The organism is Antrihabitans spumae (assembly GCF_043944905.1).
In the GTDB taxonomy this organism is placed as follows: Bacteria; Actinomycetota; Actinomycetes; order Mycobacteriales; family Mycobacteriaceae; genus Antrihabitans; species Antrihabitans spumae.
The window spans coordinates 1-21,491 of the sequence record NZ_JBIMSN010000120.1; the positions used below are offsets into that span (position 1 = coordinate 1).

Sequence of the window (21,491 nt, forward strand, 5' to 3'; positions counted from 1 at the left end):
GCTGCGCCGGGTGCTGTCGCCTGCCCACTCACCTACCCATTTTCGAGCCAGTCTTTTCGGCGGTCGGGCCCTCCGGAAAGACTCACGAGGCGCGCAGCGCCCTAGGCTTGCCGACGTGGAGACCGTTCCGATCCAGATGCCCGACGGCAGCACATCGCCGGTGTGGTTGTTTCCCGCGGACGAGAGTCGTAGCCGTCGGCCGTCGCCGGATTCGCCGCGACCGGTCGTCGTGCTGATTCCCGGACTCGGCATTCCCGGTGGGTACTACGACGTATTCGCCAAGGAGTTGGCTGCCCGTGGTTTCGATGCCGCGGTCGGAGAGCTACGGGGGCAAGGTGACAGTCGGCCGAAGCCGAGCGGCGCAAGTCGCTACGGCTACCACGAACTTGTGTCGGTCGACTTCCCGGCGATGTTCGAAGTCGTTCGTGACCGATTCCCGGACAGCACGCCGTACCTGTTGGGGCACAGCTTCGGTGGCCAACTCGGCGTGCTGTACGCGGCACGTATACGGGGACGGCTCGGCGGACTGATCCTGGTGGCATCGGGGACGCCCTACTACCGGTCCTTCCGAGGCACGATGTCGCCGGGAGTGCTGCTCGGCTCGTCGGCAATGTCGTTGACCGCCAACCTCGCCGGCTTCTGGCCGGGAGATCGGCTCGGCTTCGGAGGCTTCGGTCGGCAATCGAAAGTACTGATCTCGGACTGGTCGCGCCTCGCGCGCACCGGCAAGTTTCTACCGGCCGATGCCGACATCGACTACGAGGAACGGATCTCCCGCCTGAAATTACCGGTGCTGTCGATCTCCATCGAGGACGACGACGTCGCGCCGGCATCCTCGGCCCAGCACCTGTACGGAAAGCTTCCCGGCGCCGACGTGACGGCGTGGCACCAATCGGAACCGTTGGGGCACAACGGTTGGATCCGCAACCCGACCACGACCGTCGACCGAATCGAGACCTGGCTGCACGACAGAGCGTGAGCCGCAGGCTTTATCGGTCGAGTTGTGTCCAGAGGAACTCGTAGATGAGAGCTCCCTGGAACGCCGCCTGCGCGTTGTCGGAAGCTCCGCCGTGACCGCCTTCGATGTTCTCGTAGTACCAGACGTTGTGACCGTATTCCTCCAAGCGAGCGGCCATCTTTCGGGCATGTCCGGGATGAACACGGTCGTCACGCGTCGACGTGGTGAGCAGAATCGGTGGGTAGGACACCGATTTCGACACATTCTGGTACGGCGAGTACTCCTTGATGAACGCCCATTCGTCCGGGTTGTCGGGGTCGCCGTACTCGGCTACCCACGATGCTCCTGCCAGCAGTTTGTGATAGCGCGACATGTCCAAGAGCGGCACCTGGCAGACCAAGGCGCCGAACAACTCCGGGTACTTGGTGAGCATGATCCCCATCAGCAGGCCACCGTTGCTGCCGCCGACGGCGCCGAGTTGTGCGGGTGTCGTAATGCCGCGGGCGACGAGATCCTTGGCGACGGCGGCGAAGTCCTCGCCGACCTTGTGTCGCCCGGCTTTCTGGGCCTGGGTATGCCACTGCGGACCGTATTCGCCGCCGCCCCGGATGTTGGCCGTCACCGAGATGCCGCCGCTCGACAGCCAGCCGATTCCGTTGCCCGCGTTGTATCCCGGTGTTCTCGATACCTCGAACCCGCCGTAGCCGCCGAGGAGGGTCGGGCCGGATGCGCCAGGCTTCCTGACGACGAAATACGGCACCTGCGTTCCGTCGAGCGACGTGGCGAAGAACTGCTCGACGATCAGACCGTCGGCATCGAAGTGGCTCGGTTCCTGCTTCAGCAGCTCCAGCTCGGCGCCAAGGGTTCCGGCGAGAAGCGTTGTCGGAAAAGTGAATCCGCTCGTCGTCATCATGTAGTCGTCGCCGCTCTCCAGCGGATCGAGATTTGCGACCGTTGTCGTTGCCATCGGTGGTGCTTCGCTGAGTTCGGAACGCGCCCAGCCGTCGGGTCCCGGTGTCAGTACGGCCAACTTGGTCTGCACGTCGGAGAGTGTGACGAGGATCAGATGATGCTCGGTCCAGCCGTACTGGTACAGCGAGGTGTGGGCATCCGGTTCGAACAGCACATCGAAACGTCTTTCGCCAGAAAGGAAATCGTCGAAGTTCGTCGCCAGCAGAGTGCCGGACGGATAGGTGTTGTCGCCTACCTGCCACGAGGATTTGGTGCGAACGAGCAGCCAGTTCTTGTACCAAGATTCGGATGCGTCCGACGGCGTTTCGATGGGTTGCAGGTGGCCGTCGGGGTGCAGGAGTGCGCTTTCGTGATTGAAGAAGTCGGTCGACCGGGATACGTAGTGCCTCTCGTAACCCGGTGTCCTGTCGTATCCTGCGCCGACCGAGATGTCGGCAGGTTCGCCTTCGAAGACCGTTTCCGCTGCGTCGAGCGCGGTGCCGCGTCGCCAACGCTTCGCAATCCGCGGATAGCCTGATTCGGTCAGCGAGCCCGGGCCGAAATCTGTTCCGACGTAGACGGTGTCGATATCGATCCAGCCGATGCTCGACTTGGCCTCCGGGAGGTAGAAGCCATGGTCCGGTGCGTCGGGGGCAAGGAATGTTCTTGCCTCCATATCGAATTCACGCACGACGCTCGCATCGGCGCCACCGCGAGACAGGCTGACCAGGGCGCGCTGCTGGCTTGGTCGAAAGACGGTCGCACCGCCCCACACCCAGTTTTCGCCCTCTGCTTCTGCAAGTGCGTCGACGTCGATGATTACGTCCCAATTCGGGTCGCTCTTGCGGTATTCGGCCATCGAGGTCCGCCGCCAGATACCCCGAACATGCTCGGCGTCGCGCCAGAAGTTGTACAGATACTGTCCACGTCGGCCGGGGGCAGGAATGCGGTCGTCGGTGTCCAGCATTGCCCGCAAACTGGACTGGAGTACCTGGAAGCGTTCAGGTGTCGCGAACTCCTCCTTGGTGCGCGCATTGCGCTCCCGCACCCAATCCAAGGCTTGCTCGTCGAGTACTCCCTCTAGCCAGAGGTAGGGGTCGTCGATAGGGCCGCTGCCCGCAGGATCGTTCACGCTGCTGTCCACTTCACCGGTCACCGCACCATTCTGTCCGACGAGGTGTCGACTCCGCTGGTCCAATCTCGATTCCGGGCTCGGGGAGGCCGGTAGCATGCGGTGATGGCTCTCGCTGACGGGTTCCTCCAGGACATGGCGCGACAGTTGTGCGAGGTCTCGGGCGTCGTCGGTGTCGTACTTGGCGGCAGCAGGGCGCGGGGTGTCCACACTCCCGAATCCGACTACGACATCGGGATCTATTACCGACGGCCACTGGATATCTCGGCGCTCGGCGACGTGGCGCGCACTCTTGCAGGCCCCCGCGCTGATGTCACCGACATCGGGGTGTGGGGTCCGTGGGTCGACGGCGGAGCATGGCTCACCATCGCCGACAACGCGGTCGATTGGCTCTATCGCGACCTCGACCGTGTGCAGCGAATTTGGACCGGCGTGCAGGAGGGTGCCTACGGGTTCCCCGCTCAAGTGGGTCATCCGTTCGGTTTCGCCGACTTCGCGTATGTCGGCGAACTTGCGTTGTCGATCGTTCTGGACGACCCCACGGGTGAGCTCACTGCGCTGCGCGCGGCGGCGCAAGAGTACCCGACTGCATTGAGCGAGAACCTCGTTCGCCGATTGTGGGAGAGTTCGTTCGACGTCTACATCGCCCGAAAAGCGGTCGGGCGCGGCGATGCGACGTTCGTTGCAGGCTGTCTGTTTCGGGCGATCGAGGTCTGCGCGCACGCACTGCACGCGCGGGCGGGTAGGTGGCTCATCAACGAGAAAGGTGCGGTCGCCGCTGCCGGGCGATTGTCGATTGCCCCCGAAAACTTCACCTATCGTGCGCAATCCATCATCGGAACACTGGGGACGACACCTGCCGAGTTGGTCCGTGCACTCGATGCTGCCGACGAATTGGTTCGCGACACGGTGCTGGCGTGCGACATCCGTCCGTCGGCGGTGGTGGTCACGGAGCCCGCTCCGGCAGGTCCCGAGCCGGAGGCGGCGTCGAGGACGACTCCTGCGGCGCCCAAAATGGTTCTGTGGGAACAGCATTGCTGCCTTCCGCTGCAGGAGAATGCCGATGTCACCGAACTGGCGCGATATCCCGCGGGTTCGTTCCTTTCGGTCAATATCGGCTACTCGCCGCAGTCCAAGGCCCAAGCGAGCGCACTCGGCCATGCGTTTCGCAGAAATGCACTGTGGGACGGTCGCTTTCGTCCGGTCCAGGTTCTCGACGATCTCACCGCGGCTGCCGAGGACGGCATGATCGCGTTGGCCTTCGATCTCGAAGATTCGGGTCCGCTCGAAGGTGAGGTCGACAATGTCAGGCACTTCTACGATCTCGGGGTCCGCACCATGCTGCCTACCTACAACTATGCGAATGCCGCGGGGTGTGGCTGTCTCGATTCGGAGGACACCGGTCTTTCGGCGTACGGCCGCGACCTGGTTCGTGAAATGAACGCTGTCGGAATGACTGTCGACGGTTCGCATTGTTCGATCCGAACCGGACTCGAGCTCGCGGAGGCGTCGGAGCGTCCGATGATCTACAGCCACTCCAACTTTGCGTCGCTGTGGAGTCATCCCCGCAACATCACCGACGACCAGGCCAGGGCCTGCGCCGCGACCGGTGGCGTGATCGGGATCAACGGCGTCGGAATTTTTCTCGGCGTCAACGGACCCGAGCAGCATCGCGAACGGGTACTGGCGATCGCTGATCACATCGCTTACGGCGTCGATCTCGTCGGCGTCGCACACATCGGGGTCGGCAGTGACTACTCGTTCGACAGCGCAGATTTCAACCTGGAACTCGCGACCAATCCGCAGGCGTTCTCCGAGGCCTATACCGCCTGGGGACCGCTGCAGTGGGTACCGCCGGAAGACTTGCTGACGGTGCCCGCCGAGTTGCGACGTAGAGGTTTCGACGATGCCTCGATCGCGGCGATCTTCGGAGGAAACTTCGCTCGCGTTGCCGCCGAGGTGTGGAGCTAGCGGCCGTAGTTGACCGGACCGAGGACAGCGAGATTGCATCGGACTAGGCTTGGGGACCGTGACCACACACTATGACGTCGTTGTACTCGGTGCCGGTCCCGGCGGATATGTGGCTGCGATTCGCGCGGCTCAGCTGGGCCTGAGCACCGCCATAATCGAGAAGCAGTACTGGGGCGGTGTCTGCCTCAATGTCGGCTGCATCCCGTCGAAGGCGCTGCTGCGAAACGCCGAGCTAGCGCACATTTTCACCAAGGAAGCCAAGACTTTCGGCATCTCGGGCGAGGCCAAGTTCGATTTCGGCTCCGCCTTCGATCGAAGCCGCAAGGTCGCCGACGGCCGCGTCAAGGGCGTTCACTTCCTGATGAAGAAGAACAAGATCGCCGAGTACGACGGCCACGGTTCGTTCACGGATCCGAATACGATCTCGGTCGAGCTGTCGAAGGGTGGCACCGAGACCATCACCTTCGACAACGCGATCATCGCGACCGGAACGGTGACGAAACTCCTCCCGGGCACGGAGCTGAGTAAAAACGTCGTCACCTACGAAGAGCAGATTCTCACGAAGGAACTGCCCGGCTCGATCTTGATCGTCGGCGCAGGTGCGATCGGTATGGAGTTCGCGTATGTGCTTGCGAACTATGGCGTCGACGTCCGCATCGTGGAGTTCCTCGATCGTGCGCTACCGAACGAAGACGCCGACATCTCCAAGGAGATCGCCAAGGCGTACAAGAAGCTCGGTGTGAAGATCTCCACCGGCGCGGCAGTGCAGTCGATCGCCGACGACGGCTCGAAGGTCACCGTTGCGATCAAGGACAACAAAAGCGGCGAGATCGAGACGGTCACCGTCGACAAGGTGATGCAGGCGGTCGGCTTCGCTCCCCGGCTGGAGGGCTACGGCCTCGAGAACACTGGCGTCGAATTGTCGGATCGGCCGAAGGCGATCGCGATCGACAACGTCATGCGCACCAACGTCGACCACATCTACGCAATCGGCGACGTGACCGCGAAGTTGCAGTTGGCGCACGTGGCCGAGGCACAAGGCGTCGTCGCGGCCGAAACCATTGCAGGCGCGGAGACGTTGCCGATCGACGACTATCGGATGATGCCTCGTGCGACGTTCTGCCAGCCGCAGGTCGCGAGTTTCGGTCTGACCGAACAGCAGGCGCGCGACGAAGGCCACGACATCAAGGTCGCGTCGTTCCCGTTCACGGCCAACGGCAAGGCGCACGGACTCGGTGATCCGACCGGCTTCGTGAAGCTGATCTCGGACACGAAGTACGGCGAGCTTCTCGGTGGCCACCTGATCGGTCCCGATGTGTCCGAACTGCTGCCCGAGTTGACCCTCGCGCAGAAGTGGGACCTGACCGTGAACGAGCTCACCCGCAATGTGCACACCCACCCGACGCTCAGTGAAGCTCTGCAGGAAGCGCTGCACGGCCTCGCCGGGCACATGATCAACTTCTAGAGGCGGCTTGGGCTGTCGGCCGCTCGTGAGTCCTTTTGGTGGTTCTGCCCTCCGAAAGGACTCACGAGCGTGAAGCGCCTATCGAGTCGTATTTCGCGCGGGCCGTGAGGACTTCCGGCATCCGCGATTCGACCATCTCGATCAGTCCCGACAGCTGCGTGGCCACTGCGGCGCCCAGGTCGGTGAGGCTGTATTCCACTTTCGGTGGAATCGATTCCAACACTTCGCGATTCACCAACCCGTCGCGTTCGAGGGTCTGCAGAGTCTGTGCCAGCATCCGTTCGCTCACGCCGTCGACGCGACGCCGCAGCGCGTTGAATCGGTAGGGTCCGTCGCCCAAAGCGACCAGCGAGAGCGCGCCCCATCGGCCGGTGATGTCGTGGAGCGCACCGCGGGACGGACATGCCCGGGCGAAGACGTCGACCTCGAACGAGTCGGTGTTCGGGTTGTCTGCCGCCGGTTTTGCCATAGCGAAAGTGTACTACCTCTCAATAGTGCGCATGCGTTTGCAGAAGTGCTTACGAATAGTTAGTGTATGTCGAAGAGGAAGCTACTCGACCACACTTTGAGGGGCAGCAATGACAATCGCAGTTACCGGAGCAACAGGAAATCTCGGACGACTCACCGTCGACGCGCTACTGGAACGAGGAGTTGCGCCGTCCGATATCGTCGCGCTGGTCCGCACTCCCGCCAAGGCCGCCGACCTGGCGGAGCGTGGCGTGCAGGTACGAGCCGCCGACTACGACGACAAGCAGTCCTACGTGGACGCTCTCGCCGGCGTCGACCGTCTCGTCCTTGTCTCGAGCAGTACGGTCGGGCAGCGACTTGCCCAGCACACCAACGTGATCGAGGCTGCAAAGCAGGCTGGCGTCGGCTACATCGCTTACACGAGCATTCTCGATGCCCAGGACAGCCCGCTCGCCCTCGCGGCTGAGCACAAGGCCACCGAATCGGTGCTGATCGAGTCGGGTATCCCGTTCACCCTGCTGCGCAACGGTTGGTACTGGGAGAACTACACGTCCGATCTCGAGCAGACGATCGAGCACGGTGTCCTCATCGGTGCGTCGAACGACGGCAGGATCGCCGCGGCCGCGCGTGTCGATTTCGCGGAGGCAGCGGCCGTAGTCGCCTCGACCGAGGGTCACGAAGGCCGGACCTACGAGCTGGGCGGCGACGAACGGCTGACGAAAGCGCAGCTCGCCGAAGCAATCTCGGCAGTCGGAGGAAAGCCCGTCGTCTATCGGAATCTGTCGGAAGCGGACTTCGTCGCAGCGCTTGTCGAGGTCGGGCTGCCGGAGGGCTTCGCGAAGGTCCTGGCCGACTCCGACGTAGGAGCGGGCAAGGGCGGCCTCGATACCGACAGCGGTGACCTGCAGAAACTCATCGGTCGGTCATCGACGCCGGTAGCAGAAGTGCTCGCAGCTGCACGCTAGGGCTTGATGCGGGTCGTGCGTCTTTTCGGAGGGCCGAACCACCGAAAAGACGCACGAGCGGCGAAGCCGCCTACTGAAAGTCGCGGTCGATTTGCAGGACCCCGATGGTTGTCGCAAGACCGTCGTACTGGGTGACCAGCAGGCAGATTTCGATCAGTCGGCGATCGTCGAAATACTTCGACAACTCCGACCACGTCGCATCGTCGAGCGCCTTCGTCTGGACCAGCGAATCGACCGCGCTCAGCAGGGCACGATCCTTCGCCGCCAAGCCTTCGGCCGTCGGGCCTTCCAGCACTTGCTCGAGGATTTCGGCGGTCACACCGGCTCGGCGCCCGAGGCGGACATGGTGATCCATCTCGTAGCCGCACTCCCGCAGGTGCGCGATGCGGATGATCACCAGTTCGCTCTCGAAGCGAGTCAGCTTGCCACCCGGCATCAGTTTGCCGCTGTAGTGCAGCCAGCCTCGGAACAGTCCGCCGGTCCGGCCGAGTGTGCTGAACAGGTGGGCGTCGGTCGCGCCCGCGCCCTTGGAGATCACCCGCCACAGCACCCAGTTGATCGGACCGAGTTCTTTGAACCGGCCTGGCTGTATCCGCGGCGACGACATGATCGACACGCTACCTTCGCTGCCGGAGGGGGGAGCGGTCAGCCGCGAACGGCAAGGCCGAGCTTCGCCATCGACAACGCGCGTTCGGCACGTTCGAGCACAACCGACTGCGAACTCTCGATGTGGTCGAGCAACTGTCGGAACGCGTCTTCGAGCCGTCCGGCCAGGACGGACTCCGCGATCCGAATATGCTCGACGACCATCGTTGCCACGCGATCCTCCGTGAGTGCGTCCAATGCCCTGACGGGCCGCATTCGTGAGTTCACCCCTGCCAAAGCCTCTGCCAGAGCTGGATTTCCAGACGCCGCAAGCAGTGTGGTGTGGAAATGTTCGTCCGCCCCGACCAATTCGGGTCCTGGATCGGGTGGTGAGTCCCGAAAGCGTTGCCACACCTCGAGTTCACCGACGACGGCGGCACGGTCGTGTGTCAGTGAAGGATCGTCGAGGACCCGCCGAATTCCACGTGCCTCCAAGGTCGAGCGCAGTTCGTACAACCCGTCGAGGTCGTCGAGCCGCGGTCGGTACGGGTAGAGGCCGTGTTCGTCACGCTCGATCAATCCGTCGGCAAGCAACCGGGCAAGCGCTTCACGGACAGGTGTCCGCGAGACGCCGTACAACTCGGCGAGCCGCTCCTCACCGAGGCGTTCGTTCGGCGCGATCGATCCGGATGTCAGGTCCCCACGCAGTGATTCGTAAACCTGTTCGCGTAGCGAGCTCGGACGCAAGCTCCCCCGACGAGCCATGGTCAGACGGCCATCTCAGATTGCCATCGCTGCACGTACGGTCGATTCCGAACCGGCACCACCGTCGCCTTCCGACGTGACGCGACCGGATTCCAGCACGTAGTACCGCTGCGCTGCCTGCAACGCGAACCCGATGTGCTGCTCGACGAGCAGGACACTCAGCCCGCCGCGTGCGGTCAGATCGACGATGGTGCGTTCGATCTCTGCGACGACGGACGGCTGGATACCTTCGGTCGGCTCGTCGAGGATCATCAAGCGCGGCTCGGTGATCAGTGCACGAGCGATCGCCAACTGCTGACGCTGGCCACCGGACAGCAAGCCCGCCCGCCGGGTCAGCAGCCCGCGCAGCGCGGGGAAGAGGTCGAGCGACTCGTCGATCAATGCCTTGCCGCGCTTACGTCCGTCCGCGACGACCTGCAGATTCTCGGCCGTCGTCAGCTGACCGAACGACTGCTGACCCTGCGGCACGTAGGCGAGACCACGTTTGACGCGGGCACTGGGCCGCATCTTGCCGATGTCCTCGCCGTCGAGCAGGACCTTGCCCGACTTCACGGGCAACAGCCCGACCGCAGCTCGCAGCAGTGTCGTCTTACCTGCACCGTTGTGGCCCATCACGGCGGCCACACCGTCCGTCGGAACCGTAACGGACACACCGTGTATCACTTCGGCCCGATCGTAACCGCAACGGACGTCGACGAGTTCAAGCATGCGAGTTCTCCTCCGTTGTGTGCGCTGTAGACGCGGCAACCGCTGCCAACTCTTCGCCGCCCGCGGCTGTGCCGAGGTAGACCTCCTGCACCTTCGGGTCGGCCTGGACCTCTTCGACGGTGCCCTCGCTGAGCACTTTCCCGCCTGCGAGGACGGTCACCGAGGTCGCGAAGGCTCGCATGAAGTCCATGTCGTGCTCGACGACTACGACGGTTCGTTCGCCACCGATGCGGCGCAACAGGTTTCCCGTCTCTTCACGTTCGTCGGAGCTCATGCCTGCGACCGGTTCGTCGAGCAGGAGGACCGAAGCGTCCTGCACGAGCAGCATGCCGATCTCGAGCCACTGCTTCTGTCCGTGTGCGAGCACTCCGGCCGGCTTGTCGGTCAGGTCGCCGAGACCGGTGATCTCCAGTGCCTCCTGGATCTTGGGCAAGACCGCTTTTCGGCGTCGCAACAAAGTCAATGCCGAACGACCAGCCCCCGCAGCGATGTCGAGGTTCTGCAATACGGTCAACTGCTCGAAGACGCTTGCGGTCTGGAAGGTACGCCCGACACCGAGCCGAGCGATCTGGTGCACCTTCTTGCCGAGCAGTTCGACACCGGACTTGGTGACGGAGCCGGTTGCGGGGACGAGTCCGGTGATGGCGTCGATGAGCGTCGTCTTACCGGCGCCGTTCGGGCCGATGAGAAACCGAAGATCGCCTTGCAGCAAGGTCATGTTCACGTCGGTATTGGCCTTGAAGCCGTCGAAACTGACTGTGAGGTTGCGGATTTCGAGATAGTCGCTCGACATGCCCGCGTTGCCGCCGAAAGCGGGTTCGTGCGTGGTCTCTGTGCTTGTCATCGCACGGGCTCCTTCACGAGATCGAGCGGTTCGACGTCGGGATCGGCAACGGACGCCGCGACCGGAGGGGGATCGTCCGAGTCGAGTTTTCGCTTGCGTCGCAATCGGATTGCGGCGAGGCCTGCGATGCCTGCCGGGAAGAACCCGACGACGACGATGAACAGGCCGCCCTGGATATAGGTCCAACCGGACGGAAATTCTTCCGACAGTGCGCTCTGCGCCCAGCCGACACCGATCGCTCCGAGCACCGGACCGAGCAGTGTCGTCCGGCCGCCGATGGCAACACCGATGAGGAACGCGATGGACGGTGCGATACCGATATCGGCGGGAGTGATGAAGCCGACGATGGGCACGACGAGGGCACCGGCGATACCTGCGAAGAATGCGGCGATCGTATACGCGACGATCTTGATGTTGGCGGGGTCGTAGCCGAGGAACCGAACGCGTTCTTCCTGATCACGGACAGCGACGAGCAGTTCGCCGTAACGGCTGTGCATGACCTGCCGAGTGACGGCGAGGACGACGAGCAGGGTCGCTGCGGCGACGAAGAAGAGCATCTTCTTGTTGACGGGGTCGTAGAGGTTGAGGCCGAAGAACGTCTGGAAACCGTTGAGTCCGTTGGACCCACCGATGCTGCGCTGGCCGACGAGGAGGATCGCGAGCGCAGCAGCCAAGGCCTGGCTGAGGATGGCGAAGTACGCGCCTTTGACACGACGTTTGAACACGCCGTACCCGAGTAGCAGCGCCGTGAGCGCGGGCAGCACGGCGATGGCAACGATGGCGACGAACGGTGATGCGAAAGGTTGCCAGTACGAGGGTAATTCGCTAATCCCCGCAGTCTGCATGAAGTCGGGGACATCGGCGTCCACGAACTCGGCATCGGCGATCTTCATGTGCATCGCCATGACGTAGGCGCCGATGCCGAAGAAGACGCCCTGGCCGAGCGTGAGCATTCCGCCACGGCCCCATGCCAATCCGATGCCGACCGCGACGATGGCGAAGCACAGCAGTTTGGCGAGCAGGTTGAGTCGGAAGTCGCTGAGGACGGCCGGTGCGATACCGAACAGCAGGACCGCACCGAGTGCGAATCCGATCGCCGCGCCTCGTCCGCCGCGGAGGATGGAACTCAGGCCGGTCATGCCAAACTCCTTGTCTTGACGGTGAACAGACCCTGCGGTCGCACCTGAAGGAAGAACACGATGACGACGAACACGATGACCTTCGCGATGGATGCGGTGGTCGAGTATTCGATGTAGGAGTTGAGAATGCCGAGCGAGAAGGCCGCGAGTACGGCTCCCTTGATCTGGCCGAGACCGCCGATGACGACTACCAGGAAGGCATCGATGAGGTAGGCCTGGCCGGTGGTCGAGCTGGTGGCTCCGATCAAGGTCAACGCAACACCTGCGACACCGGCGAGGCCGGAACCGATGAAGAACGTGCTGATGTCGGTTGTCCGACTAGAGATTCCGCTCGTCTCGGCAAGGTCCCTGTTCTGTACGACCGCGCGGATTCGACGGCCGAGCGGGGACATCTTGAGGACGAGCGCAAGTACTGCCACGCACACGATCGCCAGCACCATGATGAAGATGCGGGCCTTCGGTACGACGGCGCCGAGGATCTCGACGCCGCCGCGAAGCCATTCGGGGCTGACGACATTCACGGCAGGTGCGCCGAAGATGTCGCGGGCGACCTGCTGCAGGACCAGCCCGACGCCGAACGTCACCAACAACGTGTCGAGCGGTCGGTGGTACATGCGGCGAATGAGCGTCACCTCCAGCAGCACGCCCATCAGGCCGCCGACCAGGAAGCCGACGAACAGCGAGACGAAAAGGGAGACACCGGCGCTGGTGATGACCTGCTGCACGACATAAGCCGTGTAGCACCCCGCCATGATGAACTCGCCGTGGGCCATGTTGATCACGCCCATCTGACCGAAGGTCAGTGACAGGCCGAGTGCTGCCAGTAGCAGGATCGACCCAAGGCTGAGTCCTGTGAATAACTGTCCTACAACGACATCCATAGGATTTGTTCGCCTCTCGTTGCTCGCGTGTTCGTCGGCGTCAGTTGCCTGCGTGCCGGCTGTCGTTCATCCCGGCGGGACTACTTGCCGCCAAGTCCCTTCGCCCATTCGTAGGACGTGAGGTAGGGGTCGGGCTTGATCGGCGAAGGCGACTGCCACACGGTGTAGATCAGGCCGTCGGGCTTGATCTCGCCGATCAGGGCTGTCTTGGTGATGTGGTGGTTGCTGCCGTCGATGGTGACGAGACCCTCGGGTGCGGCGAAGGTGACGCCGTCGGCGTTGTCCTGAATGTCCTTGACGGCGAACGACTTCGCCTTTTCAACCGTGTTCTTCCACAGGTACACCGAAACGTAGGCCGCTTCCATCGGGTCCGACGTCGGCTTGTCGGCGCCGAACTTGGCCTTGTACGCGTCGACGAACGCCTTGTTCTCGGGCGAATCGACGGTCTGGTAGTAGTTCCATGCCGTGAGCTGGCCCGCGATCACGTTCGCACCGATGGCCTTGACCTCTTCTTCGGCGATCGACACGGAGACGACGGGCATCTCTGCAGCCTTGAGGCCCGCGTTGTTGTATTCGTTGAAGAACGCGACGTTCGAGTCACCGTTCAGGGTGTTGAACACCGCACCGGCACCCGACGTCCGAACCTTGTTGACGATGGTGGAGAAGTCCGTCGAGCCGAGCGGAGCGTAATCCTCGCCCTTGATCTCGATACCGTTCGCGCTCGCGTACGCCTTGATTTCGTCGTTCGCGGTCTGCGGGAAGACGTAGTCGCTACCGACCAGGTAGAGGGACTTGACGCCCTTCTCCTTCAGGTAGTCGAGTGCGGGGATGATCTGCTGGTTGGTGGTGGCACCTGTGTAGAAGATGTTCTTGGAATCTTCGAGGCCCTCGTACTGGACGGGGTAGTAGAGCAGGGAGTTCTTGCCTTCGAAGACAGGCTTCATCGCCTTGCGGCTCGATGAGGTCCAGCCACCGAAGACGGCTGCGACGCAATCGCTGCTGATCAGCTTGTCGGCTTTCTCCGCGAAGATCTTCGGCTCGGACGCGCCGTCTTCCTTCACGGGCTCGATCTGCTTGCCGAGGACACCGCCGGATGCGTTGATCTGGTCGATCGCGAGCTGGATCGAGTCACGAACCGTGACCTCGGAGATCGCCATCGTGCCCGACAGCGAGTTCAGCATTCCAACCTTGATCGTGTCCTTGGACGTATCGACGCAGGAAGCGACCGAGGTGTCGTCGCCGGCCTTCGAACCGCAGCCTGTGAGGACGAGGCCTGCGACGGCGAGTGCGGTCGGTGCGGCCATGATCCGGAGGTAACGCTTCGATCGTTGGCGATGAGAACCACAAGAATCTGGCATGAGGCGGGCCTTTCGATCTTCGGGGGATGGAGTCGCGGCCCGCACAACGCTGCACGTGCCGCACCCGACTACGACCGCTGTATCCGGCGTGCGTATACAGCGGTCGTATTCGTGAAGGCAGACAGTAAAGGGAAAGTATTGCGTTGGAATGACTCTCGATGACATGTTTGTGTCCCGCATTACCGTGGCGTGAACGATCCCTCGTCGAACCCCATTTCCCGCTGTGAGCGGTCCGGAAGTTTCCGCTCGCGATCCCGGCGCGGAATCTAGGGTTGAGTGCGATCGTCGCCCAAGCCGCACCTCTGGAGGACACACAAGTGGGTCACTACAAAAGCAACGTTCGAGACCTCGAGTTCAACCTGTTCGAGGTGTTCGGTATCGGCACGTTGCTGGACGCGGGAAACTACGGCGATCTCGACACCGACACCGTGCGAAACATCTTGTCCGAGGTAGCCCGGCTGGCCGAGGGCCCTGTTGCCGATTCGTTCGCCGACGGTGATCGCAACCCGCCAGTCTTCGACCCCGATACCCACGCGGTGACGATCTCGGATCTCCTTCGCAAGACGGTAACCGCAGTGCGCGAAGCAGATTGGGCGCGGATCGGCCTACCGGAGGGGATGGGTGGAGTCCCCGCACCGTCGGTCCTCGTGTGGGCGGTGAACGAAATGATGATCTGTGCGAACCCGGCAGCACTCTTCTTCAACATGGGTCCGCTGATGGGCAGCGTCCTCTACGGAATCGGAACCGAGGAGCAGAAGCACTGGGCGAAGGCCGGCTACGAACGCGGTTGGGCCGCAACGATGGTGCTCACCGAGCCCGACGCGGGGTCCGACGTCGGTGCGGGCCGGTCGAAAGCGATTCAGCAGGACGACGGCACCTGGCACATCGAAGGTGTGAAGCGGTTCATCTCGGGCGGTGACGTCAGCGATACGGCGGAGAATGTCTTCCATCTCGTGCTGGCCCGTCCGGAAGGTGCCGGTCCAGGCACGAAGGGGCTGAGTCTGTTCTACGTCCCCAATTTCCTTTTCGACTCGGAGACATTGGAACTCGGCGCCCGCAACGGTGTGTACGTGACCAACGTCGAGCACAAGATGGGCCTCAAGTCGTCGCCGACCTGCGAGTTGACCTTCGGTGCCACCGATGTTCCTGCAGTCGGTTGGCTCGTCGGCGACGTGCACAACGGCATTGCGCAGATGTTCCACGTCATCGAGAACGCGCGGATGACGGTCGGCGTGAAGTCGAGTGGCACTCTGTCCACCGGCTATCTCAACGCGCTGGATTACGCGAAGCAGCGAGTACAGGGTGCGGACCTGACCCAGATGACGGACAAGGCCGCACCCCGCGTCACGATCACTCACCATCCCGATGTCCGTCGCAGTCTCATCATGCAGAAGGCGTATGCGGAAGGTTTGCGCGCGGTCTACCTCTACACCGCCGCGCACCAGAATGCCGATGTCGCGCAGCTTGTTTCAGGAGCTGACGAGGACACGGCACTACGGGTCGACGACTTTCTTCTTCCCGTCGTCAAGGGAGTCGGTTCGGAGAAGGCGTACGAACTGCTCACCGAATCGCTGCAGACATTCGGCGGCTCCGGCTATCTCCAGGACTATCCGATCGAGCAGTACATCCGCGACGCGAAAATCGACACGCTCTACGAAGGTACGACGGCAATTCAGGCGCAGGACTTCTTCTTTCGCAAGATCGCCCGTGATCGTGGTGTCGCGTTCAGCCATGTCGGCGCGCGAATCAAGGAGTTCGTCGACAACGGCGAACGGTTGACGGACGAACGTGCCTTGCTTGCAACGGCTTTCGACGACGTGCAAGCCATGACCGCTACGCTCACCGGATATCTGATGGCAGCGCAGCAGTCGCCGACCGAGATCTACAAGATCGGACTCGGGTCCGTGCGTTACCTGTACGCGGTCGGCGACCTGTTGATCGGCTGGCGCCTGCTCGTGCAAGCCGATGTCGCACTCGCCGCCCTCGAAGGGTCGCCGAAGGCGAAAGACGTTGCCTTCTATCAGGGTAAGGTCGCCGTCGCTTCGTTCTTCGCCAAGAACATCCTTCCGCTGTTGTCCGCGACCAAGGCGGTCATCGAAGCCATCGACAACGACATCATGGATCTCGACGAAGCTGCATTTTAGGGCTGCGTTCAGGGCTGTTCTAGATCCCCGGCTCCGGCCCGAGGACATACGGCGACACCGAACTCTGGTGCTCGCTGATATCGAGTACCTTGCCGAGCGGCGGGAACGCGCGCTGCGGACAGTCCGAGCGCTCGCACACACGACACCCCGCACCGATCGGTGTCGCCTTGGCGTCGTCGAGGTCGAGTCCGTCGGCGTAGACGACCCGACCCGCGTGGCGTAGTTCGCAACCGAGCCCGATGGCAAATGTCTTGCCTGGCTGGCCGTATCGTGCCGCACGGCGCTCGACAGTGCGGGCGATCCACAGATACTTGCGTCCGTCGGGCATCTGCGCGATCTGAGTCATGATCTTGCCTGGATAGGCGAACGTCTCGTAGACGTTCCACAGCGGGCAGGTTCCGCCGCTGGACGAGAAGTGAAAACCTGTGGCGGACTGCCGTTTCGACATGTTCCCGGCGCGGTCGACGCGCACGAACGACCACGGCACGCCGCGTTGTTTCGGGCGTTGCAGCGTCGATAGGCGATGACTGATCGTCTCGTAGCTCTGCGAGAAGAAGGCAGACAGCCGCTCGACGTCGTATCTGAAATCCTCTGCCGCTTCGTGGAATTGGCCGTAGGGGAGGACTGTCGCCGCGGCGAAGTAGTTCGCGAACCCGAGGAGAGCCAGTTTGCGCGACGACTCGGACGAGAAGTTGCCTTCTTCGACGAACCGGTCGAGCAAGGTACCGCATTCGAGGTAGGCCATCTCGGCTGCGAATTTGAAGATCTTCTGGCCGCCCGATAGGTGCGGCGAGATTTCGAGTACGCGGTTGTCGGGATCGAAGCGGTGCAGCACGTTCTCCCCGAGGTCGATGCGTTCCACGATTTGCACGTCGTGCAGCCGCGTGAGTCGCCGACCGATCTCGCCTGCGACATCGCCGCGGTGGAAACGCATCCGCGCGGTGAGATCTTCTGCGGCCGTATCCAATTCGTGCAGGTAATTCTGTCGCTGATAGAAGTAGTCGCGAACTTCCTCGTGGGGCTTGCTGATCGAACCACTACCGCTGCCGTCGGCGAACCGTTCCTCGGTCGCGGCTGCGAGCTGGGCCGAGGTGTTTCGGTATCGCCGATGCATGTTGACCATCGCGCGCGCCATGCTCGGATGCGAGGAGACCATGTCCGCGATCTCCTGCGAGTCCGCGCTGATCCCCATCTCCTGATCGAGTGCCACTTCGCGCAGTTCGGCGATCAGTCGGGTGTCGTCCTGCGAGGAGAAGAACGTTGTGTCGACGCCGAACACTTCGCTGATGCGCAGCAGCACGGCGACGGTGAGTGGCCGTACGTCGTGCTCGATCTGATTCAGATAACTTGCCGAAATCTCCAGTGTCTGTGCCAGCGCGACCTGACTCATGCCGCGTTCGGTACGTAGCTGGCGTAGCCGCGTACCGACGTACGTCTTGGACATCATCCCAGCGTACGGACGTAATGCCGGCTTGCAAATGTGGCGTTCGCAAATTTAGCGGGGTGCGGCATTGGCTATCGCGGCCGATCTCCGCCGATTCGGGCCGCCGCGGCGTCCGGCTGAACCTATGCTGATCTCGACGTCGGTCGGGAGAGAGTTGGTCGGCATGCGGGCGTTGCTTGGACAGATGTTGAGTGGACGGATATTGCTGATCGCATTGGCTGCGGCGGTCTCGGTGAGCCTTGCTGTGCCGAGCGTCGCGACGTCGGATCCGGTGCAGGAAATCATCGAACCGACCCGAGATCCGGCGCTGCTGTACCCCACACCCCTGCCCGATGCCTGGTTCGTTCCGCCGCCAGGATTCGAGAACACCGCGCCGGGCACGGTTCTGCATACGCGTCCCACGACGGTCGGCCCGCTTCTGACCCCGGTGTTTGCGACACAACTACTTGTGCGATCCACCGACTCGAAGGATCGGCCGATACCCGTGGTGACGACGGTGATCGTGCCGCAGGCGCCGTGGACGGGGCCGGGCGCGAGACCGCTCGTTGCGTACAACACCGCGATCGATTCGCTCGGGCTGACCTGTGTGCCGTCGTGGACGTTGCCGCGCGGCAGTGAGATCGAACTCGCCGCAATCCAGCTGCTCTTGGCCAAGAACTACGCGGTGATCGTCACCGACCACCAAGGCCCGCGGCAGGCCTATGCCGCAGGCCGGATATCGGGTCACGCCGTGCTCGACTCGCTACGCGCGACGGTCAACACACCGTGGCTCGGGCTGTCGCCTGATTCTCCGATCGCCGTCAGCGGCTACTCGGGAGGAGCGATCGCGTCGGGTTGGACTGCGGAACTCGCGCCGACCTATGCACCCGAACTCCGCATCGTCGGCGTCGCGATCGGTGGCGCACCGGTCGACTACCGACTCCTGCTCGGCTCGATGAACGGTAGAAACCTCGCATCGTCGGTCTTTTTAGCAGCGACGATGGGCGTCGCACGCGAATATCCGGAACTGTTCGAATTGATGAACACAAACGGCTGGCGCCTGGGAATGATCGCAAGAGACTGGTGCCTTGCCGCGCTTGCGCCGGTCGGCGTCGTCGCTCCGATCCCCGTCGAAGCATTGTCGGACGTGCCCAACGTCGTAGCCACACCCATTGCGCAACGTGTACTCGACGCGACCCGGCTTGGTGCGCAGGCGCCGACAGCGCCGGTCTACATCTACCAGGGTCAGCAAGAAATCTGGATCCCGCGGGAAGGCGCCGAACGTCTCTACGACGAATGGTGCGCCAAGGGCGCGCGAGTGCGGATCGACGAATTCGTCGGAGAACACCTCGTTGTCGCGCTGTCGGGTATTCCCGCGGCTAACAGTTGGATAGACGACCGATTGACGGGCAAGCCGATGGCCGAGGGATGTAGTGCCTTCGGCCGCTGACTACTTCGGTTCGAGGAACGCCGGCGGAATAGCGGCGTCGGGACCGTTCGCCCACAACTGGTCGGTCAGGTCGTAGAACGTCACAAGGGCAAGTGGATCGTCCTGGCGCAGCAGCACCGACGTACTGACGATCGTTCGGACGAGCGATCCGTCGCTGTGGACGAGGTCGACAAGATGGCCGGCGGATTCGCGAAGTGCGGTGTAAAGCGGGCTGCGATCGGCACTTTCGGTGGTCGCAAGGGCAGGCAACTTTTCGAAGGTTTCCGGATCGAGTTCGCTGCGGTCCCAACCGACGAGTTGCTCGAACGCTGGATTGGCATACACGAGAGTGCCGTCGACGTGGACGGCAACCATGGGGGACGGCAGCCGATCGAGCAGGATCATCGCCGGAAGCTGCCACAGGTAGCCCAACGCCGTGTCCGGTGCTGGACGTCGTCGCTCGACAACCATGCGTATCGATTCCCTTCGGGAGTAGCCGAATTGGCGGCTAGCGGGGTTAGCTGATACCACAACAGGACAACCGAGGAAAATCCTAACAGCGAGCGGCAGGGCGGCGTCACGTCGCTCTACGTCCGAACAGATCGGCCGAGTCGGCCGAACCGTCGACGACCGAGCGGGCTAGGTCGGTGAGCCGAGTGTTGTTGTCACGGGCGGCTTTTCGAAGCAAGCCAAAGGCTTGGTCCATGTCGAGGCCATTCCGTTCGGCGAGTACGCCTTTCGCCTGTTCGATAATCACCCGAGTATCCAGCGCTCCCTGCAATTGATGGGTGACCGTCTCGTTGCGCGAGAGTACCCGCTCCTGCAGGATGCCGATCGTAGCGATGTCGGCCAACGCACGAGCGACCGCCAGATCGGCATTCGACAGGGGCCCCGTCGCGGTCCGGAACAGATTGATGGCGCCGATTCGCTCGCCGCGGAGCCGCATCGGCAGCGCGAAAACGGCGAGGTAGCCCTCACGTACGGCACGGTCGGCAAAGGCTTGCCACTGAGCGGAGTCCAGTTGCAGGTCGTCGACGAGAGCCTCTCTGCCGGTGCGGTACGCCTGCAGGCAGGGGCCGCCGTCTACTTCGACCTGAAACAGTTCGAGGAGACGTGTCTGTTCGCTGGTCGACGCGAGTACATTGGAGACGACCGCCTGGGTCGCCGAGCATGATGCCGGCGGCATCGACTGCCAGGAGGTGGACGCAGTGGTCGACCAGGCGCTGCGCAAGCTCGATCACGTCGTAATCTGCGACGAGCGTGTCCGCCAAGTCGACAAAGGCTCGCACCAGCGGCCCTTCACGATCCACCATCGTTACCTCTTCTTCGACAAGTTTCGTTCGTCGGACGTTCGCGGTCAGCCAACACCCGCTGCTCGGTGCGCGTCATATTTCGCGGCTCTCGAAAGGGTTCGTAGACAACTGGTTTCGGAAGGCGACCCGACGGCTCGCCTGGTATCGGTGGTATTGCCGCATGCGCGCACGGGCCTCGGCCGCGCGGCGCTCTGCGAGGTGTGCGCGTTCTCGCTCGAATTCGACCCGTATTGCTGCGTTACGTCTGCGCAGTTCGTCGGCACGGCTGCGGGCGTCGCCGTCATCGAGCACGGTCGGCGGCGAGTTCGTCGAGACGGATGCTTACGTCGTTGAAGGTCAACCGAAACGAGGTTCCCGGCTCGAGGTGGCGGACTGCGGCTTCGTCCAGCAGCCGCAACGCACGGGCAGCCGTCTCGAAGTTGAAACGCAGCACGGGCGCAGATGCAGTGCGTAGCCAGCCGAACCGGCCGGAAATGCGGTTGTCGCTGGTTTCGGTAACAGGACTCGCGCTCTTCCCCCGTTGTCGATGTCGACAGATGTGCGCACTTCGGCCACCACTGAGAGTGATGGCGCGGGCGGAGCACCGGGGTCTTGGGAGCGTCCTGCTCCACAAAGTAGTCAATGTGGCGGAGGTCGCACAAATCGAGTTGGGGGCCGGTCACGAGCCGTCCCCGCCCCCAGGATCACGGCAGCCAGGAACCGCGACGCATCACCCGCTGCAACGTGAACATCGAATCCACGACGACCAGATCCGCGTCACTGTGACCCAACGCCACCACAACCTCGTTGGCGCGCAATAGTTGGGCGACTCGAGCGGGCGGCGAAGTCTGCTCTGGTCACAGGGGCATTTGGCCGCACGTGGCCTTCGGCCTCGTGCGTCTTTTCGGAGGGCAGGCGCACCGGAAAGACTCACGAGCGCGAAGTGCCCCGCGGGAAAGTTGACGCGTCCAGCTGTTCGGCTCGGGCGAAAGCATGCGCAGCCGAACAGTTTT

Annotated in this window: 19 protein-coding genes and 1 pseudogene; 8 read left to right on the forward strand and 12 right to left on the reverse strand. The window is 62.9% G+C overall.

Annotated elements, in window-relative coordinates; translation table 11 throughout:
* The first annotated feature begins 115 nt into the window (after nt 1–115).
* Complete coding sequence (locus ACHIRB_RS24435; protein ID WP_395118339.1) at nt 116–979, forward strand: alpha/beta hydrolase family protein; 864 nt, start codon at nt 116–118, stop codon at nt 977–979.
* Between the two features lie 10 nt (nt 980–989).
* On the opposite strand, the gene ACHIRB_RS24440 is transcribed toward ACHIRB_RS24435, so the two are convergent.
* Nucleotides 990–3,065 carry a prolyl oligopeptidase family serine peptidase gene (locus ACHIRB_RS24440; protein WP_395125305.1) on the reverse strand — a complete coding sequence of 692 codons (2,076 nt, stop codon included), beginning with the start codon at nt 3,063–3,065 and terminating at the stop codon, nt 990–992.
* A 111-nt stretch (nt 3,066–3,176) separates the two neighbouring features.
* Here ACHIRB_RS24440 and ACHIRB_RS24445 point away from each other — a divergent pair.
* The 3 genes and pseudogenes from ACHIRB_RS24445 to lpdA form a co-directional block, all read left to right on the forward strand.
* A pseudogene (locus ACHIRB_RS24445) lies at nt 3,177–3,296 on the forward strand (nucleotidyltransferase domain-containing protein); the annotation flags it as partial.
* A 759-nt stretch (nt 3,297–4,055) separates the two neighbouring features.
* Entirely contained in the window at nt 4,056–5,012 is a 957-nt protein-coding gene (locus ACHIRB_RS24450) for a dipeptidase (protein WP_395125307.1), read from the forward strand.
* A gap of 58 nt (nt 5,013–5,070) precedes the next feature.
* Nucleotides 5,071–6,477: a dihydrolipoyl dehydrogenase gene (gene lpdA / locus ACHIRB_RS24455; protein ID WP_395125304.1), complete on the forward strand. Its 1,407-nt coding sequence runs from the start codon at nt 5,071–5,073 to the stop codon at nt 6,475–6,477.
* Nucleotides 6,478–6,538: 61 nt separating this feature from the next.
* Here lpdA and ACHIRB_RS24460 read toward each other — a convergent pair whose 3' ends face one another.
* On the reverse strand, nt 6,539–6,946 hold the full coding sequence (locus ACHIRB_RS24460; RefSeq protein WP_395118333.1) for a winged helix-turn-helix transcriptional regulator: 408 nt from the start codon (nt 6,944–6,946) through the stop codon (nt 6,539–6,541).
* A gap of 109 nt (nt 6,947–7,055) precedes the next feature.
* On the opposite strand from ACHIRB_RS24460, the gene ACHIRB_RS24465 reads away from it, so the two are divergent.
* Complete coding sequence (locus ACHIRB_RS24465) at nt 7,056–7,910, forward strand: SDR family oxidoreductase (RefSeq protein WP_395125303.1); 855 nt, start codon at nt 7,056–7,058, stop codon at nt 7,908–7,910.
* Nucleotides 7,911–7,980: 70 nt separating this feature from the next.
* Here ACHIRB_RS24465 and ACHIRB_RS24470 read toward each other — a convergent pair whose 3' ends face one another.
* The 7 genes from ACHIRB_RS24470 to urtA all read right to left on the reverse strand — a co-directional run bounded on the left by ACHIRB_RS24470 (nt 7,981) and on the right by urtA (nt 14,190).
* Nucleotides 7,981–8,517, reverse strand: coding sequence for a carboxymuconolactone decarboxylase family protein (locus tag ACHIRB_RS24470; protein ID WP_395118329.1), 537 nt, complete (start codon nt 8,515–8,517; stop codon nt 7,981–7,983).
* Nucleotides 8,518–8,555: 38 nt separating this feature from the next.
* Entirely contained in the window at nt 8,556–9,260 is a 705-nt protein-coding gene (locus tag ACHIRB_RS24475; protein ID WP_395125302.1) for a GntR family transcriptional regulator, read from the reverse strand.
* Nucleotides 9,261–9,275: 15 nt separating this feature from the next.
* Nucleotides 9,276–9,968 carry an urea ABC transporter ATP-binding subunit UrtE gene (urtE, locus tag ACHIRB_RS24480; protein ID WP_395125301.1) on the reverse strand — a complete coding sequence of 231 codons (693 nt, stop codon included), beginning with the start codon at nt 9,966–9,968 and terminating at the stop codon, nt 9,276–9,278.
* Nucleotides 9,961–10,812: an urea ABC transporter ATP-binding protein UrtD gene (gene urtD, locus ACHIRB_RS24485; protein ID WP_395125300.1), complete on the reverse strand. Its 852-nt coding sequence runs from the start codon at nt 10,810–10,812 to the stop codon at nt 9,961–9,963. The genes urtE and urtD overlap by 8 nt, the downstream gene beginning before the upstream one ends.
* Nucleotides 10,809–11,951 (reverse strand): urea ABC transporter permease subunit UrtC, encoded by a 1,143-nt coding sequence (gene urtC, locus ACHIRB_RS24490; RefSeq protein WP_395125299.1) that lies wholly within the window; start codon nt 11,949–11,951, stop codon nt 10,809–10,811. Before urtC ends, urtD begins: the two co-directional genes overlap by 4 nt.
* On the reverse strand, nt 11,948–12,832 hold the full coding sequence (gene urtB / locus ACHIRB_RS24495) for an urea ABC transporter permease subunit UrtB (protein ID WP_199704410.1): 885 nt from the start codon (nt 12,830–12,832) through the stop codon (nt 11,948–11,950). Before urtB ends, urtC begins: the two co-directional genes overlap by 4 nt.
* 80 nt (nt 12,833–12,912) lie before the next feature.
* Nucleotides 12,913–14,190, reverse strand: coding sequence for an urea ABC transporter substrate-binding protein (gene urtA, locus ACHIRB_RS24500; protein WP_199704411.1), 1,278 nt, complete (start codon nt 14,188–14,190; stop codon nt 12,913–12,915).
* A 317-nt stretch (nt 14,191–14,507) separates the two neighbouring features.
* Between urtA and ACHIRB_RS24505 the strand changes: the two genes are divergently transcribed.
* Nucleotides 14,508–16,334, forward strand: a complete 1,827-nt coding sequence (locus tag ACHIRB_RS24505; protein WP_395125298.1) for an acyl-CoA dehydrogenase — start codon at nt 14,508–14,510, stop codon at nt 16,332–16,334.
* Between the two features lie 19 nt (nt 16,335–16,353).
* Here ACHIRB_RS24505 and ramB read toward each other — a convergent pair whose 3' ends face one another.
* Nucleotides 16,354–17,778 carry an acetate metabolism transcriptional regulator RamB gene (gene ramB / locus ACHIRB_RS24510; protein WP_395125297.1) on the reverse strand — a complete coding sequence of 475 codons (1,425 nt, stop codon included), beginning with the start codon at nt 17,776–17,778 and terminating at the stop codon, nt 16,354–16,356.
* Between the two features lie 124 nt (nt 17,779–17,902).
* On the opposite strand from ramB, the gene ACHIRB_RS24515 reads away from it, so the two are divergent.
* Nucleotides 17,903–19,207: a lipase family protein gene (locus tag ACHIRB_RS24515; RefSeq protein ID WP_395118312.1), complete on the forward strand. Its 1,305-nt coding sequence runs from the start codon at nt 17,903–17,905 to the stop codon at nt 19,205–19,207.
* Here the strand turns inward: ACHIRB_RS24515 and ACHIRB_RS24520 are convergent, their stop codons facing one another.
* A complete protein-coding gene (locus ACHIRB_RS24520; RefSeq protein ID WP_395125296.1) occupies nt 19,208–19,657 on the reverse strand; it encodes a PAS domain S-box protein in 450 nt (149 codons plus the stop codon).
* Between the two features lie 106 nt (nt 19,658–19,763).
* Nucleotides 19,764–20,372: a GAF and ANTAR domain-containing protein gene (locus ACHIRB_RS24525; protein ID WP_395125295.1), complete on the reverse strand. Its 609-nt coding sequence runs from the start codon at nt 20,370–20,372 to the stop codon at nt 19,764–19,766.
* Nucleotides 20,373–20,394: 22 nt separating this feature from the next.
* Here ACHIRB_RS24525 and ACHIRB_RS24530 point away from each other — a divergent pair, with 22 nt between their 5' ends.
* Nucleotides 20,395–20,832: a hypothetical protein gene (locus ACHIRB_RS24530; RefSeq protein ID WP_395125293.1), complete on the forward strand. Its 438-nt coding sequence runs from the start codon at nt 20,395–20,397 to the stop codon at nt 20,830–20,832.
* The last annotated feature ends 659 nt before the right edge of the window (nt 20,833–21,491 follow it).